At 50.5% G+C, this 16,489-nt stretch carries 9 protein-coding genes and 1 pseudogene; 8 read left to right on the top strand and 2 right to left on the bottom strand.

Going from position 1 to position 16,489, the window contains the following annotated elements; translation table 11 throughout:
* Nucleotides 1-84 precede the first annotated feature (84 nt).
* The gene (locus tag LACPH_RS09295; RefSeq protein ID WP_306386750.1) at nt 85-915 is read left to right on the top strand and encodes a YitT family protein; all 831 of its coding nucleotides are present in this window, start codon (nt 85-87) and stop codon (nt 913-915) included.
* Nucleotides 916-2,078: 1,163 nt separating this feature from the next.
* Nucleotides 2,079-2,885 (top strand): annotated as a pseudogene (locus LACPH_RS09285) (sortase domain-containing protein); the annotation flags it as partial.
* Between the two features lie 199 nt (nt 2,886-3,084).
* On the opposite strand, the gene LACPH_RS09280 reads toward LACPH_RS09285, so the two are convergent.
* Nucleotides 3,085-4,116 carry a branched-chain amino acid aminotransferase gene (locus tag LACPH_RS09280; RefSeq protein WP_049169294.1) on the bottom strand — a complete coding sequence of 344 codons (1,032 nt, stop codon included), beginning with the start codon at nt 4,114-4,116 and terminating at the stop codon, nt 3,085-3,087.
* A 402-nt stretch (nt 4,117-4,518) separates the two neighbouring features.
* On the opposite strand from LACPH_RS09280, the gene glgB reads away from it, so the two are divergent.
* From glgB to LACPH_RS09250, 6 genes are all read left to right on the top strand, one after another.
* A complete protein-coding gene (gene glgB, locus LACPH_RS09275) occupies nt 4,519-6,579 on the top strand; it encodes a 1,4-alpha-glucan branching protein GlgB (RefSeq protein ID WP_306386749.1) in 2,061 nt (686 codons plus the stop codon).
* 415 nt (nt 6,580-6,994) lie between these two features.
* Nucleotides 6,995-8,137 (top strand): glucose-1-phosphate adenylyltransferase, encoded by a 1,143-nt coding sequence (locus LACPH_RS09270; RefSeq protein WP_010491565.1) that lies wholly within the window; start codon nt 6,995-6,997, stop codon nt 8,135-8,137.
* Complete coding sequence (glgD, locus tag LACPH_RS09265; RefSeq protein ID WP_306386748.1) at nt 8,134-9,303, top strand: glucose-1-phosphate adenylyltransferase subunit GlgD; 1,170 nt, start codon at nt 8,134-8,136, stop codon at nt 9,301-9,303. Before LACPH_RS09270 ends, glgD begins: the two co-directional genes overlap by 4 nt.
* On the top strand, nt 9,296-10,741 hold the full coding sequence (glgA, locus tag LACPH_RS09260) for a glycogen synthase GlgA (protein WP_306386747.1): 1,446 nt from the start codon (nt 9,296-9,298) through the stop codon (nt 10,739-10,741). Before glgD ends, glgA begins: the two co-directional genes overlap by 8 nt.
* 149 nt (nt 10,742-10,890) lie before the next feature.
* On the top strand, nt 10,891-13,308 hold the full coding sequence (locus LACPH_RS09255; RefSeq protein ID WP_306386746.1) for a glycogen/starch/alpha-glucan phosphorylase: 2,418 nt from the start codon (nt 10,891-10,893) through the stop codon (nt 13,306-13,308).
* Nucleotides 13,309-13,637: 329 nt separating this feature from the next.
* A complete protein-coding gene (locus LACPH_RS09250) occupies nt 13,638-15,416 on the top strand; it encodes a glycoside hydrolase family 13 protein (protein ID WP_306386745.1) in 1,779 nt (592 codons plus the stop codon).
* Between the two features lie 103 nt (nt 15,417-15,519).
* Here LACPH_RS09250 and LACPH_RS09245 read toward each other — a convergent pair whose 3' ends face one another.
* Entirely contained in the window at nt 15,520-16,449 is a 930-nt protein-coding gene (locus tag LACPH_RS09245) for an FAD:protein FMN transferase (RefSeq protein ID WP_049170161.1), read from the bottom strand.
* Nucleotides 16,450-16,489: the final 40 nt, after the last annotated feature.

The following is a 16,489-nucleotide window of genomic DNA, read 5'->3' as shown; positions in this document are numbered from 1 at the left end:
ATTGCGTTTGTCAACAAGTTACTTTTCCCGTATATTATTAATATGATAAGAAACGGATGAAACCCAAAAGGAAAGGGTGGCTTGATGCAGAAAACGATGCGGCATCCAGTGCTGAAATGGTTGTGGATTATGCTTGCGCTCGCGTTGATTGCGGTGAGCATCAATATGTTTTACGCGCCGCATGCGGTGGCAGCAGGTGGAGCAACCGGTATTGCCATTCTGGTGCAGGAAGTAGCCGGTGTTCAGGTGGGAATCACCACGATGGGCGTCAATTTGTGTATGCTGGCGTTGGCATGGTTTTTCCTTGATCGCAGCACGCTTAAGCGGATTCTATTCGGCAGCTTTATGTTGCCGCTGTTGTTGTGGCTCACGCCTGAGATCAACCTAGTGACCGATCGCTTGCTGGCCATCATTGTTGGCAGTGTCGTTTTCGCGTTCGGCGTTGGGTTGCTGTACCAAATGGATGCCTCAAGCGGCGGGACCACGGTGCCGCCGCTGATTTTTAAAAAATACTTCGGGCTGAAACCGTCGCTGATGTTGTTAGTCACCGATGTTGTTGTGTCATTGTTTAACATCCCGGTTTCAGGCGTCGAAGCGTTTATCTTGGCAGTGTTTGCCTTGACGATTACCAGCCTGGTTATGAATTATGTCGAGACCGGTTTTGATCGAAAAAAGGCGGTCTATGTCATGAGCGACCAACTGCCACTGATCAAACAGCAGATTCGCGATGAAACGTCCCATGGCTTAACCGTTCAGCAAGTTGTTGGCGGTTTTTCCGATGAAGCTAAAGAAATGCTGATGGTGGTGGTCGAGCAGAGCGATTTTAGGCAGCTGATTGAATTGGTCCATGCAGTCGATCCGCATGCATTTATTTTAACCGTCGCCGCGACTGAAGTGCACGGCGGCAGTATCTGAGCAAGCAGCTTATGGGCACGATATCAACAAGAATGGGACTCCCAAAGACAAATTCGATTGTCATCTGGGAGTTTTTTCGTGGACAGATAACGCCAACCTTTGTCTGCACCAAAAACACACCTGTACCCGAAAAACAACGGCCGTTAGTCAACACCCATAACCAACTTTCGAAAATATTTCTTTTATAATATGGTTAAATAAAACGAAAATAGCGAAATGTTGGGTATTATTTTGATTATAAATAACAAAGGCACTTTTAAAAGGTAAGCGTATTTGTTTACCCGCTATATTAATTTGTGCATAATCTAAAACAAGAGATGGCCATCTCTAAAAAAGAATTTATGTGGTAAGTCAGTTTCATAATATGGACTGGGGGAGTCTATATGTTACGCAAGAGTCTGATGACTTTCGCTCTTGTGGCAAGCGGACTGGTGGTAACATCAGCTGTCGGCTTTCACATGCAGCACCAAGACGTGGCCGGATCGCGTATCACAACAAGGGAGAAAGTTAATGCTGTAAGTGCTTCAAGCGATTTGCTCAATGCTAAACTGGCGGCGCTGCCTGTTGGACAGACAGGGGCGCTGGCGCACGGAGCAAGTGGTTCGGGCGTTACAACGAGTCAAGCATCGTCTCAGACGCAAGTTAAGGCGACACCGCAATATCATGTACCCATTGTTAAAAACGCACCGGTAAGTTCACTCAAGTATTTTGGTTTACAGGTTTCAAATTCAGCAGCAGGTAAAACCGAAGCAAAGACAACGGCAGTTAAAACAACAGCTGTCACCACCAAGGCAAGCGCAACGACCGCATCTACAGCCGCCACTGGCAAGACAACAGCATCGACCGTATCTGCCGTTAAAACTGTAGATGTCAAACAAACAGCTACCGCAGCGGCTAAGAAGACGACAGTTGCCGTTGATTTACTTGACGCGACTGCGGCTGTTCAACCAGCCGGACAAGCAGTTGCCCATCCGAAGTGGTCCGTTGTCGCCAGTGTTACTAGCAAAACAACGACCAAGCAGCCTGCTGCAACTTCAACGCAGGTTTCGACTAGCAAAGCAACCGCTTCTTCCGCTGTCGCTGTGACAACGACCAAGGCGGCAACCGAGACCCAGGTTTCAAATGCACCTGCAGCTCCAGCCAAGGTAACCACCTCGGCACCAGCCGCAAGTACGACGACAGCGCCAGCTACGAAAGCTCCTGCGCCGGCAGCAAAAGCATCAACACCAGCCGCAACGAGTTCATCGACAAAGGTTGATTTGCTCAATAGCACAGCAGCTTCACAACCGGCTAATCAATCGGTTGCCCATCCGAGCTGGTCAGTTGCTTCAGGTACCGTTGCTAGTCAACAGCCAGCTGCCCAAACCGCAGTCAAGGCTTCGACACCAGCACCGGCAGCTTCAAAGGCATCAGTTGCTTCCACACCAGCACCAGCCGCTAAACCAGCTGCCGCACCGTCGACAACGCAAGCCTCTGCACCGGCAGCAACACCAGCACCGGTTCAACAGGCAAAACCAGCACCTGTTGTGACGCCAGCGCAACCAGTTAAACCGCAAGTTCAACCCGCACCAACTTATGCGAGTCGGGTCTTGATGTTTGCTGGGGTGACCGTACCGTATATTATTGGTAACGAAAGCATGGATGCTGCGCCGGCTAATGGCGCTGCTACTTGGGGCGGTCAAGCTAACTACAGCAATAACAGCGGCGAAAATACGCACTTTATCGGGCACAACCCTGGCGCATTTGCCGCAATGTTGTCATTAGGCATTGGTTCGCCGATTACCGTTACGGATGCAGCCGGCCAAGCCCGCACGTATCACGTTTATCGGTTAGCAACCGTTAACCCGAACGCGGTCACCGCGGATGGTCAGGATCTGTGGGATGACATCACCGGTACTGGCGGTGGTCAACGCATCACCTTACAAACATGTGTCGGTGACTACTGGCGCCTGATTGCCTTTGCACGCTAATAAAAAGCGCTGCACAGACATCGGCATCAAAATATGACAGGAAATTTAGGCAGTTATTTTAAGCCTTCATCATTAGAAAGATCGCGATACTCATGAATTAAAAAGCAGCCGTTAAGTTAAAAACTTGACGGCTGCTTTTAATTTGGCCGGAGATTGCGTAGTTTGGCACGGCACGGTGATGACAAGTTCAAAAACTCAGCTAGTCAACCGGCACGTCCACAATCCAACCTTCCGGAGCCGGGACATCCCCAAACTGGATGCCGGTCAGCTCATCGTAAATTTTCTTAGTGTAAGGACCGACTTCAGTTTCGGAATAAAAGACATGCTCATGGCCATTGTAAGTGATGCTGGCAATTGGCGTAATGACTGCGGCGGTGCCACACGCGCCGGCTTCGCCAAATTGATCTAAGTCTGTAATGGCAATCTTGGTTTCCTCGGTCTTCATGCCGAACCGGTCATGCGCCAGTGTCAAAATGGAGTACTTCGTGATACTTGGCAAGATCGAAGGAGACTTTGGCGTTTTCAAAGTTTTACCGTCTTTGGAAATGCCAAAAAAGTTAGCCGAACCGACTTCTTCGATGTACTTATGCTCAATTGGATCCAGATAGATCGCATCGCCATAGCCGTGTTCATGCGCAAACTTACCGGCTTGCAAGGAAGCCGCATAGTTGCCGCCGACTTTAGCCTGACCGGTGCCATAATGGGCGGCGCGGTCATGTTGATCGGCCACAATAAACTTGGTTGGCACCATGCCGCCTTTAAAGTAAGGACCAACTGGCATGGCAAAGACGTCAAAAATGTATTCTTTTGCCGGTGCAACGCCGATATTGGGACCAACCCCAATGAGCATTGGCCGCAAGTAGAGCGTGGCGCCGGTACCATATGGCGGCACGTAGTCATGGTTGGCAGCTACAACCTGTTTGACCGCGTCCACAAACCGGTCTTCCGGGAACGGTGGCATCAATAACTTTTCCGCAGAGTTATGTAGCCGGTGGGCATTTTGATCAGGGCGGAAAAGTTGGATTTTTCCGGACTTGGTACGGTAAGCTTTGAGTCCTTCGAAGGCGCCTTGGCCATAATGCAGAATCGGGGAGCCTTCATTGAGACTTAGATTTGGGTCAGTGGATAGGGTGCCTTCATCCCAGGCACCGTCCTTCCAGTGGGCAACATAGCGATACGGCAGTTGCATGTAATCAAATCCTAGGTTGTTCCAATCTATATCGACGCTCATCGTCATCCCTCCAGTGGTTGGGTGTTTAACTAGACCAGCAAATTTGGTCAGTTTGGTTAACATTGCGATTCCATTAAATAATATAGGTTCCATCTTAGGCGATTCTCACAAATAACTCAACCGAAAAAATTGTATTTACTGTTAATATCTACCGTAAGCGGTTACAATTAGGTGCGTAAGGGGATTATATTCCTCTTGGCAGTGGCTAATCGTTTTATTTATAAAAGTGTTCAGGTGAGCGTTTCTTGAGCCTTTTGAATGTCTTGCTGTTACACTTGGGGCGATAGGGAATATTCGCGATACGTGATGTAGGTGGAGCAGGCCGAAGCATAACGCGTTCACCGGCGCAGAAACCTGCGTGTAAGCGCGCCGGCTCACGCTCACGTGATTGGGGGAGTGATCATGATCCAAGGATTAAAAGATTGGTTATATCTTTTCAACACAGGACAGGATTTTCAAAGTTACAACCGGTTTGGGGCTCATGAAGTGGAACCAGGTAAATGGTCATTCCTCGTTTGGGCGCCGCACGCCAAGCAGGTCCAGGTTGTCGGCGATTTTAACGATTGGCATGGCAGCCAGCTGAAGCTCCAAGGACAAACCGGTTGTTGGTACGGTGAATTGCCTGCCCAGAAACATCAGTTATATAAGTATCAGATCGTTGGTCCGGACGGCGCGACCCACGAAAAGATTGATCCTTATGGCTTCGGTTTTGAACGTAAACCCGGCAGTGCCGCGCGTCTGGTCGATGTCCCCCGGATCACTTGGCATGACGATGCCTGGCTGGCCAAACGCAGCAAGTGGCGGCCGTATGACGAACCCCTGACGATTTACGAAGTGCACCTAGGCTCGTTCATTCGCGACACCAACGCCGGCCCGGATGGCGGATATATGACGTATCAGGATGCCATTGATAAGTTGATCCCGTATGTGAAGGATTTGGGCTACACCCACATCGAGTTTCTGCCATTAATGGAACACCCGCTCGATGCCTCATGGGGCTATCAGTTGATGGGCTATTTTGCCCCGACCAGCCGCTTCGGCGAGCCAGAAGACTTTCTGCGATTCATCGATGCCGCGCATGAAGCCGGGCTTGGCATCATCATGGACTGGGTACCAGGCCATTTCATTAAAAATACCGATATGCTGGCACAATTCGACGGGACGCCGACCTTTGAATACACCGACCCGCACCGTGCCGAAAATGTTCGGTGGGGTACCTGGAATTTTGACTTAGGCAAGGCTCAGGTTCAAAGCTTTTTAATTTCCAGCGCCATGTACTGGCTGGATCATTGCCACCTCGATGGGCTGCGCGTCGATGCCGTTTCCAACATGCTGTACATGGATTATGACGCCGGCAAGGAAAATGATCGCAATCAATTTGGCGGCCGTGACAACCTCGAAGGCATTGCCTTTTTGAAGCGGTTGAATACCAAAGTGTTCGCTAAGCATCCCGATGTCCTCATGATGGCCGAAGAAAGCTCGGCTTATCCAAAGGTATCGGCGCCGATCAACACTGGCGGCCTAGGGTTCAATTACAAGTGGAATATGGGCTGGATGAACGACACGCTCAAGTTCTTTGAAGAAGACCCGGTTTATCGCCACAGTGATATGAATTTATTGACGTTCTCATTCATGTATATGTACAACGAACAATTCGTCTTACCGTTTTCACATGATGAAGTGGTGCATGGGAAGAAGAGCCTAATGCACAAAATGCCAGGCGACCGATACAATCAGTTCGCTAATTTACGCACCATGTATGTCTGGCAAACGACATTCCCCGGGAAAAAGCTATTATTCATGGGCAGCGAATGGGGACAGTTTCTCGAATGGCGTGACTGGAGCCAGCTTGAGTGGGTCGACTTGAAGGACCCGATGAATAAGAAGATGCAAGGGTTCACGAAGACACTGAATCATCTATACACCGCCCGCCCAAGCCTGTGGCAACAAGATCACCAACCGGCCGGCATCAAGATCACCATGGCCGACGAACCCGATGTCATGAGCTACATCCGCTACGGTAAGCAACCAGACGATTTCACGGTGGTCGCGATGAATTTCGTGCCAGTCCAAAAAGACCACTTCAAGATTCCGGTACCAAGACTAGGCACGTACACCGTGCTTTTGAACACAGAAAACATCGACTTCGGCGGCACCTGGACCAAGTGGCAAGCAACCCTGACGGCAAAAGAAGGCAACACCCACGGCGAACCGGCCTGGCTCGACGTCATCTTACCAGCCATGGGCGCCTTGCTCATCGCACCTAAAAAACTGGCACCACTGCCCAAGCCACCAAAACAACAAAGCAAGCACCAGCCAGCAATCACCGGCAGCCCATCACCCAAAGCCATCGCCACTCAAAAACGCGAGGCGATCAGTCACCACAAAGATTGGGGAACAACCCCAGCGCGGGCCCAGCCGCCAACAACGTCGGTGACGGTTAAGAAAGATAAAACTTTCTGAGTTTGTCGGTTAAAGCCTATGAGCCGGGTTGTTCAGCCGGCGTAAAGTTGTTTGTCTAATGGGAATATCAAGCTGCAGATCACCCCGATACTCAGTGCCAAAGCGGAGCGATCGGAGGCCAGATGGGGCTCAGCTGTGAAATTGTTGTTGGTGGGGCGGTCTTTGCCCCGCCTACAACAAGGCCGAGCTTTGAGACTCTGCCGGTTTTGCAGAGGCTCAAAGTCGTGCCCACAGCGTTCCAGCCCCGATCTGGCCGGAGATCGCGGAGTTTGGCACGACGCCGGATTAATTGCCGAACTTGCCGGCTCTACTAAGTTGATGATTGCAGGATTTGACACGACAGACATCGTAACAGTTTTCAGATCTTTTTATATAAAGAAGTAAGGGGGGAAGGCGCACCACATGCGCCGCAATCATGAGTACTGAAATGTTGGGAATCATTCTAGCCGGAGGTCAAGGCACGCGTTTAGGCAAATTAACCAAAACCACTGCCAAGCCATCCGTGCCGTTCGGAGGCCGTTACCGCATCATCGATTTTACCCTGAGCAACTTAGCCAACTCCGGGGTAAACACCGCGGGGGTCATCACCCAGTACCAGCCGCTTGAACTGAATCGCCACATTCAAAACGGTGCTAGCTGGGGCTTGAACGAACGCGGCGCCGGCGTCACGATCCTGCAGCCATATGCCTCAAGCGAAGGCGAAAAGTTCTTCGAAGGCACGGCGCATGCGATCTACCAAAATATTGCGTATATCGATTCTTATAATCCGCAATACCTTTTAATTCTATCCGGCGATCATATTTATAAAATGGATTACCAAGCCATGCTGGACTACCATAAAGCCAAGAAAGCATCCCTGACTGTGGCCGTCATGCCCGTCGCCAAAGACGAAGCAAAGCGTTTTGGCATTATGAACACCGACGACACTGACCGGATTATCGAATTCGAAGAAAAACCGGCCAAGCCAAAGAGCAACTTGGCATCCATGGGGATCTACATCTTCAACTGGCCAACGCTCAAGCAATACCTGACAGAAAGTTATGCGACAGATGGGGCAATGGAAGACTTCGGTCATGACGTCATTCCAGCGTATCTAACCCATAACGAAGCCAGTTATGCTTACGCGTTCCGGGGTTACTGGAAGGATGTCGGGACGATTCAGAGCTTATGGGAAGCTAACATGGAGTTTCTGAATCCAAACAACCCACTCAACATCGGCAATCGCAACTGGCGCATTTTCAGCCAAAATGAAGCATTGCCACCGATGTTCCTGACCAAAACCGCCAAAGTCTCCGGCTCGATGATTGTGGACGGCTGCTATGTTGCCGGTGCCATTGAGCACAGCATCTTGAGCCAAAATGTCAAGATTGGGGAAGGTTCGGTCATTAAAGATAGTATGATCATGCCAAACGCTGTCATCGGTAAGAACGTCACCGTCGATCACGCGATTGTCGGTGAAAATGCGATCATCGGCGACAATGGCAAAGTTGTCGGGAAACCAAATGAAATTAGTGTTGTCGGTTACGGGGAAGTTTTAGGAAGGACTGAAAAAGAATGAGAAAAGGCGATTTAGCAGCAATCATTGATCTGAATGAAAAAGACGACCAAATTCAGCCATTGACGGCAGCCCGCCCGATCGGCACCCTGCCATTTGCAGGACGCTACCGGCTCATTGATTTTCCGCTGTCATCACTGGATCACGCGAATGTTCGCAGTGTGGCGATTTTCCTGCCTAAATCTGGGCGCAGTGTAACCGACCATATTCGCAGTGGATCCACCTGGAACATGGATCAGATCACGGGCGGTATTTTCACGTATCCGTATATGGCCGGCCGCGATTACGAAGATCCGCAACTGCGGGCCCGTTATTATGATGACTATCTGCAATTTCTGCGCAAGAGCAGCGCCCAATACACGATCATTATGGGCACCCAAAATGTTGCCAATGTCGATGTGGACGCGATTGTGGCTTACCATCAAGCCGGTGAAAGTCCCGTCACCGCCGTTTACAAGAATTTGCCGGAAACGGCGATGCAGCCTGATGATCTCACGTTGGACATGACCGAATTGGGGACTGCCAGCTCAGTTGTGCCAGCATCGGAAAACCGCGGTCACCTTAAAGAAGGTAAAATCCCGGCGTTCATGGACATTTACCTCATCGGCACCATTGACCTGATTGATTTACTGATCGACGCTTCCGAAGCACCGACCTTCAAGCGCCTGCCGCAGATCATGCGCGAAGCCGTGTTGCAAAATAATGCCAATGCGTTTGAATACACCGGCTTTTTGGCGAAGCTCAATACGATTCAGCGTTATTATGACGCGAACATGAGCATGCTGGAGGATCAGAACTATCAGGCATTGCTGTACAGTGCCAACTCGATTGAGACCAAGAATAAGAACGAAATTCCAACGTACTTCTCAACCGAATCGAAAGTGACGAACAGCTTGCTCGGCACCGGTGATTTCATTGAAGGTGACGTCAACCATTCGATTCTTTTCCGCAATGTCCATATTCATCGGGATGCGTTGGTTGATCACAGCATTGTCATGCAAGGCAGCAAGGTTGGCACTGGCTCCAGCGTGAAGTATGCGATTCTGGACAAAGGCGTGATCATCGGGCCGAACCTGGCTTTGGAAGGCACCCCGGAAGAACCGCTTGTATTCGCCAAGAATCAGAAAGTCTTTCAGCCAGATGGTAAGGGAGTGACGGCTCGTGCTTAAAGTTCTTTTTACTGCTGCAGAAAGTGCTCCGTTTTATAAAACCGGGGGCTTAGGTGATGTCACGTATGCCTTGCCAAAAGCAATTAAAAAGCAAGGCGTCGACATTCGGGTTGCCATTCCATTTTACGAAAAAAAGTTTCCAGCTAAGTATCTGCCTAAGGTTAAGAATCTGACCCATTTTACGATCGAGATGGGTGGTCGCCCGGTTTACGTGGGTCTTAAAACGATTAAGCTGGGGGATGTGACGTATTATCTAATCGATAACCGCCAGTATTTTGATCGCGATGGCCTGTATGGTTACTGGGATGATGGCGGCCGGTTCGGGTTCTTCCAGATGGCTGTGATCGAAATGCTGCAGGTCATTGAGTGGATTCCGGATATCATTCATGCCAACGACTGGCACACGGCGTTTATTCCGGTGCTGTTGAAGGAGAAGTATGGCTGGATTCGCCCGTATCAAAATATTAAAACCCAATTGACCATCCATAATCTGCAGTTTCAGGGATGGTTCCCGCCATCAATTCTGGACACGGTCTTTCAAATTGGCCGCCAGAGTTTTAATGACAATGGGTTTGCCCAGGATGGTTCGGTCAACTGGCTTAAAGGCGGCATCAATTTTGCCGATTTAGTGTCAACGGTGAGTCCTAGTTATGCACAGGAAATTCAATCACCGGCGTTTGGCGAGCATTTGGATGGCACGTTACGCAAACAAAGTGGTAAATTAGTCGGGATCCTGAATGGGATCGATGCGGAAATGTATGATCCGGAAACCGATCCGCATCTGGCGTATCATTACAACGCCAAGAATTTAAAGGGCAAAGCCAAGGACAAACGCGTTTTGCAAGAAGAGATGCATTTGCCGAAGCGGTCCGATCCGTTGTTTGCGATGGTCAGTCGACTAACCCGGCAAAAAGGTGCCGACTTACTGGTTGACGCCTTGGAAAACTTCCTGGTGCAGAATAATGTCCAAGTTGTGATCTTGGGAACTGGCGATCGCGATCTTGAAGAAGATTTACTGTCGATGCAGGATCGCTTCCCGGGGCAGTTAGCCGTGCGGATTAATTTTGACGAAGCGATGGCGCAGCGGATTTATGCTGGGGCCGACTTCTTCATGATGCCGAGTGCGTTTGAACCCAGCGGCTTAGCGCAAATGATGGCGATGCGGTACGGAACGTTGCCAATCGTGCATGAAACCGGCGGACTGCGGGATTCGGTGACGCCATACAACGCGGAAACCGGTGCCGGCAACGGCTTTAGTTTCTGGGAGTACAATGCTGGTGTCTTTGCGAAAATCTTACGAATGGCCAAAAATGTTTACGCGGATCAGCCTAAGGTTTATGCTCGACTGCAGCAACAAGCCATGGCCATGGATTTTGACTGGCATCATTCGGCGGCTGCGTATTTGAAGGGGTATGACCGAATTTTAGGTAAAGCATGAGGTGGCAATTAACGAGGTCGGGTCGAATCGCACGCAAAGCAGGTAAGGCGGGCAACGTCTAACCCAAGATGGCGGAGATTTGATTGGACCTCGTTATTCATGTTTAGGCGAACGATTACGGTTGTTTATTTTGATGAGGTGTATATTTGATGTCATTAACGAAGGAACAATTCATCACGGAATTCAAAGATATGGCCTTGAAATTGTATGCGGCGCCGATTGAAGATCTGTCTTCGCAGCAACTTTATCAGGCGCTTGCGTTACTGACACGGTCATATATCGCCCAGCCTTGGGCTAACACCAAGGAGCGTTATGACGAGGAAGAAACCAAACAGGTCTTTTATTTCTCGATTGAATTTTTACCGGGCCGTCTGCTGCAATCAAATTTGCTGAATCTCGGGATTCTGGATGAAGTTGAAGCTGGTTTGGAAGAGTTGGACCTGCATCCGCAAAAGATCTTTGCTGCGGAAGCGGATCCCGGCTTAGGTAACGGCGGGCTGGGCCGGCTGGCTTCGGCGTTTATGGATGCCATGGCCAGTGTTGGTATGGCCGGCAACGGGAATGGTATTCGCTATCAATATGGCTTGTTTAAGCAGGCGTTTGTGAATGGCTATCAGGTCGAGTTGCCGGATGACTGGATGCGCAATGGTTTTCCTTGGGAGACCCGGAAGGAAAACCGCGCCGTCACCGTGAAGTTTGGCGGTTGGGTCGAATTGCGGCCGAGTCGCAGCGGGCATTTGCGGGTGATTTATCATAATACCGATGATGTCTTGGCCGTGCCTTATGACGTGGCGATGGTTGGGTATCGCAATGGCGTTGTCAATAATCTGCGGCTGTGGTCGGCTGAGGCACCGATTAATGCTGGCCCGCATTTTACCTTGGAGCAGCGCGAACGGATTAATCAGATCACCCAGATTTTGTATCCGGATGATTCGGATAATGCCGGTAAGGAACTGCGGCTGCGGCAGGAATACTTCTTCACGAGTGCCGGTATTCAAAGCATTGTTCGCCATTATCGCCGGACTCACAACAGTATGGCCGGGTTTGCCGATCGGGTGGCGATTCATATTAACGATACCCACCCGGCGATGGCGATTCCCGAGTTGATGCGCGTGTTGATGGACGACGAGCATGTGGGCTGGGATGAAGCCTGGCGCATTACGCTCAAAGTGATGAGTTATACGAATCACACGTTGCTTTCCGAAGCGCTGGAAGTATGGCCGATTGATATGTTCAGCGGGTTGTTACCACGGATTTACCAGATTGTGCAGGAAATCGATCGCCGCTTCCGGTTAGCCTTTGTACCCCAGTTTGGCCAGGCCATGATCGATCGCATTGCGCCGCTCGGTAACGGGCAGGTGCGTATGGCGTATCTGGCAACCATCGGCTCGCATGCGGTGAATGGGGTCGCACCGCTTCACAGTGAATTGCTGAAAAAAGATGTGCTGCATGATCTTTTCCAGATTTTCCCAGAGCGGTTTAACAATAAAACCAACGGCATTACGCCGCGGCGCTGGATTCAAATCGGCGATCGGCCGCTGGCGCACTTGTTGGATAAGAAAATCGGAACGGCGTGGCGGCAGAATCCATTGGCGCTGCGTAAATTACATGACTACATTGACGACACGCACTTTTTGGCTGATTTAAATGCGACCAAGGCGGAGAATAAGCGGGAATTGGCTAAATATATTGACCAAACCGTGCACGTCAAAGTCGATCCCGATGCCATCTTTGACGTGCAGATTAAGCGTCTGCATGCTTACAAGCGTCAGTTACTGCATCTTTTAGGAATTCTGGACGCATACTTGGCGATTAAGCGTGGCGAGAAGCGACCGAAGCGGCTGCATATTTTTGGAGCAAAAGCTGCGCCTAGTTATGTATATGCCAAGGAAATCATTAAGGTTATGAATGCGGTTGCCGATATGGTCGATAGCGATCCGGATGTCAGTCCTTATTTGCAGGTAGTCTTTTTGCCGAACTATGGCGTGTCGATGGCTGAAAAGATTATTCCGGCGGCGGATATTTCCGAGCAGATTTCGACTGCCGGCAAGGAAGCCAGCGGTACGAGTAACATGAAGCTGATGAGTGCCGGGGCGTTGACCTTGGCGACGTTGGATGGAGCTAATATCGAGATTAAGAATGCGGTTGGCGATGATAATATCGAGATCTTCGGGTTAACCGAAAAAGAGATTGCCGGGTACTACCAGCGTGGCGATTATCGGTCGCGGGACTTTTATGAAAAGGATCCGCGGTTGCATGCCGTGTTGGATATGCTGGTGAATGGGAAGATTCCGGGGATTGAGACGGAAGGCCGCGATATTTACAATGCGTTGTTGATGTACAATGATGAGTATTTCGTGCTGGCGGATTTTGAGAGTTATCTGGCGGCTAATGCGCGGTTGGATAAGCTTTATCAGCAGCCGGAGCTTTGGGCGAAGAAGGCGTTGGTTAATATTGCGGAGAGTGGCCGGTTCTCGGCGGACTTTACGGTTCAGCGGTATGGCCGCGAGATTTGGCATGTGGTTCCGCAGACGCCTGAAGATGATGGCACGGATACTGAAGGCTAGTTTCACTTGTTCTCTGATGCTCCGTGCCAAACTCCGCAGTCTCCGGCGCTTTGGCACTGGCAACTCAGCTTGGTGTGTGTGACAGTGCTACCCTATACTCCGCGCCAAACTCCGCAATCTCCGGCCATATGGGGCTGGAACGCTGTGGGCACGACTTTGAGCCTCAGCAAAGCCCGCTGAGTCTCAAAGCTCGGCCTTGTTGTAGGCGGGGCAAAGGGCGCCCCACCAACAACAATTTCACAGTTGAGCCCCATATGGCCTCCGATTGCTCCGCCTTGGCACTCTGCGTTTAATCGCTCGTTGCCTTAGTATGTTAACAGGAGGTTCACATGTTTCAATTCGATTCATTTACCGATCGGCGGCCGTTTGGGGCTGTTCGGGAGGGGACGCTGGTGCATTTTTCGGCTAAGGCTGATGGTGCTGTGACGCAGGCGTCGTTGGTGATTGCTGCGGATGGTCAGTGGGATCAGGCGCAGTCGTTGCCGATGACGCAGAGTCCGAATGGTTATACGGTTACTTTTACCCCGCCGTCTTCGGGGTTGTGGTTTTATCATTTTGAACTGCAAACTGATGAAGGTCGTCAGCGGTTTGGTGCGGTTGACGGTGGTTATGGCGGCTTGGGGCAGACTTATTCGGACAATGCGGATGTGGTTAGCTATCAGCTGACGGTGGTGCACGCGTTTGATCCCGTGCCGGATTGGTACAAGAATGCCCGCTTTTACCATATCTTTGTGGATCGGTTTCAGAATGGCAACGCCGATGGGCATGTGAATGCTCCGAAGGCTAACTCGTTTATTTATGGGCGGCAGTCGGATCGGCCGATGTATATTCGTGGGAATAACGGCGAAGTTCTTAGGTGGGATTTTTATGGCGGTAATTTAGCTGGTATTCAGCAAAAGTTGCCGCTGTTGGCCGCGCGTGGGATTAATGCGTTGTATCTCAGTCCGATTTTTCAGGCGCGGAGCAATCATCGTTATGACACCGGTGATTATTACGCGATTGATGAAGTCTTGGGTACGTTGCATGACTTTAAACAATTTTTGGCGGCGGCGCATCGGCAGGGGATGCATGTCATTCTCGATGGCGTCTTTAACCATGTCGGTGCGGATAGTCGATATTTCAATGCGGTGAATGAATACAATGATGTCGGGGCGGCCAACAGTTTGGACTCGCCGTATGCATCGTGGTTTTCGTTTAAACGCTTTCCAGACGATTACAATAGTTGGTGGGGCGTGAAGGATCTGCCAGCGATTAATAAAGACAATCAGGATTTTCATAACTTTATTGCCGCCAAAAAGGATTCCGTGATCAGTTACTGGACGGATATGGGTGTTGATGGCTGGCGGCTGGATGTTGCTGACGAACTGACCGATGGCTTTATTCGGCAGATTCGAAGTACTCTTGATCAGTTCCCGGAGCGCGTTTTGATTGGCGAGGTGTGGGAAGATGCGTCTAACAAGCAGGCTTATGGCAAGCGGCGCCAGTATTTTGAAGGTGGCGAACTGAATGCCGTCATGAACTACCCATTGCGGTCGATGCTGATCGATTTTGTCGGTGGCAAGCTCAACGCGGCCGGTTTTGTTCGGCAATTGATGACGTTAAAAGAAAATTATCCGCCGAATGCGTTTGATTTTAATTTTAATAACATCGGGACCCACGATACGGCGCGGATTTTAACGGTTTTGAATGGCGATCGCCAGAAGCTGAAATTATTGGTTTCGCTTTTCTACTGGTTGCCAGGGGTGCCGTGTCTGTATTACGGCGACGAAGCCGGGCTGACCGGTGGGAAGGATCCTGATAATCGTGCCTTTTATCCTTGGGGGCATGAAGATCAGGAGATTATGGATTTATATCAGATTGCGATTCAGACCCGCATCGATCAACCGGCATTGGCGGCAGATGCTGCATTCTTTCCGTTTACTTTTGAGGACAGCTTCGGCTTTGTCCGTCAGAATGAAGAGCAGACGCTGGTGGTGTTGGCCAACCCAACCTGTTCACCGCAAGCGTTACAGGACGCCAATACCAAGCTAGTTCCGGCAAACCTGCGCTCGTTGTTACCGGTGGGAACCATGGTGCCGCCGTGCAGTGTGATTTGGCAGGAACTTTAGAGTCGGTTTAGGTTTTGATAACCGATCCAGACATTAAAAAAACAGCAACCCAGCTTTTCGGCAGTTGGTTGCTGTTTTTGTGTTCTAATGTTGTTTCGGCGCACTATACCGTAATGGCCAAGGTTTCGCGTAGGCCGCTAGTCTGATAAACGCGGGTTTCTTTGGTGACGAAAATGGCTTCCTGACCTTCTGCCTCGACGGCGTCATACCCAGCCGGAATGCCGGCGTAAAAGCCGATGGAGGACAGCACATCCCCCAGGAGGCCATTATCGGCAACCACCGTGATGCTGGCCATGTTGGATTCAACCGGATAGCCGGTGTTAGGGTCGATTAAGTGGTGATATTCCTTGCCGGCAATTTTGGATTGGCGTTCAAAAATGCCGGTCGTGACCACCGCTTTTGGTTCGGTTGTCAAGGTCGCGATACTGCGCTTTTCAGGATACCGCGGATCGGCAATTGGCCACTGCCATAGCGGAATACCGCTGGCTGCTTTGCCGACCAGTCGTTGGTTGCCGCCTAAGTCAATCAGACCGCCTTCGACACCGGTTTTGTCCCACAAATCGTAAACCTGATCCACAATAAACCCTTTGGCAATCCCGCCCAGATCAAGCGCCATGCCTTCTTTGGGTAGAAAAACGGTTTGATTTTCCGAATCCAGTTCAACCAGATTCGGATCGGTTAAGGCTAAAGCAGCGCTGACTTCACTGGCCGATGGAATGCGGGCATCAGCAAAACCGATGCGCCACAGCTTAACAATCGGACCGATCAACGCATTATAACCAAGTCCGCGCTTGCTCCAGGCAATCGCTTGGGCAATAAGATTGAAGACCGGACGGACAGGGATGTGAACCGGCGTTTTGCCGGCCTGATTGTTGATCATGACGAGCAGGGATTCTTCGTCATAAAGCGACAGTAAATGGGCATAAGCGCGAATCATGCTGACACTTTGATTCAGAAGTTCATTGGCGCCGTCTGTGTAAATGGTCAGCGTGTTATCCGCCCCTAAGCCGTGAAAGGTTGTGGTCGTTGTCATAGTGCACCTCCAAAGTCGTTGATAGTTCTTGGTTACAGTA

Origin of the sequence: Lacticaseibacillus parahuelsenbergensis (genome assembly GCF_030770265.1) — a bacterium.
Lineage (GTDB): Bacteria > Bacillota > Bacilli > Lactobacillales > Lactobacillaceae > Lacticaseibacillus > Lacticaseibacillus casei.
Note: the sequence above shows the minus strand (reverse complement) of the source record. Positions and strands in the feature narration are given on the sequence as shown.

Excerpts from the sequence above, each read along its gene's own strand:
- LACPH_RS09255 (WP_306386746.1), top strand. The coding sequence starts at position 10,891 with ATGTCATTAACGAAGGAACAATTCATCACGGAATTCAAAGATATGGCC.
- LACPH_RS09270 (WP_010491565.1), top strand. The coding sequence starts at position 6,995 with ATGAGTACTGAAATGTTGGGAATCATTCTAGCCGGAGGTCAAGGCACG.
- LACPH_RS09250 (WP_306386745.1), top strand. The coding sequence starts at position 13,638 with ATGTTTCAATTCGATTCATTTACCGATCGGCGGCCGTTTGGGGCTGTT.
- LACPH_RS09245 (WP_049170161.1), bottom strand. The coding sequence starts at position 16,449 with ATGACAACGACCACAACCTTTCACGGCTTAGGGGCGGATAACACGCTG.
- LACPH_RS09295 (WP_306386750.1), top strand. The coding sequence starts at position 85 with ATGCAGAAAACGATGCGGCATCCAGTGCTGAAATGGTTGTGGATTATG.
- glgB (WP_306386749.1), top strand. The coding sequence starts at position 4,519 with ATGATCCAAGGATTAAAAGATTGGTTATATCTTTTCAACACAGGACAG.
- LACPH_RS09280 (WP_049169294.1), bottom strand. The coding sequence starts at position 4,116 with ATGAGCGTCGATATAGATTGGAACAACCTAGGATTTGATTACATGCAA.
- glgD (WP_306386748.1), top strand. The coding sequence starts at position 8,134 with ATGAGAAAAGGCGATTTAGCAGCAATCATTGATCTGAATGAAAAAGAC.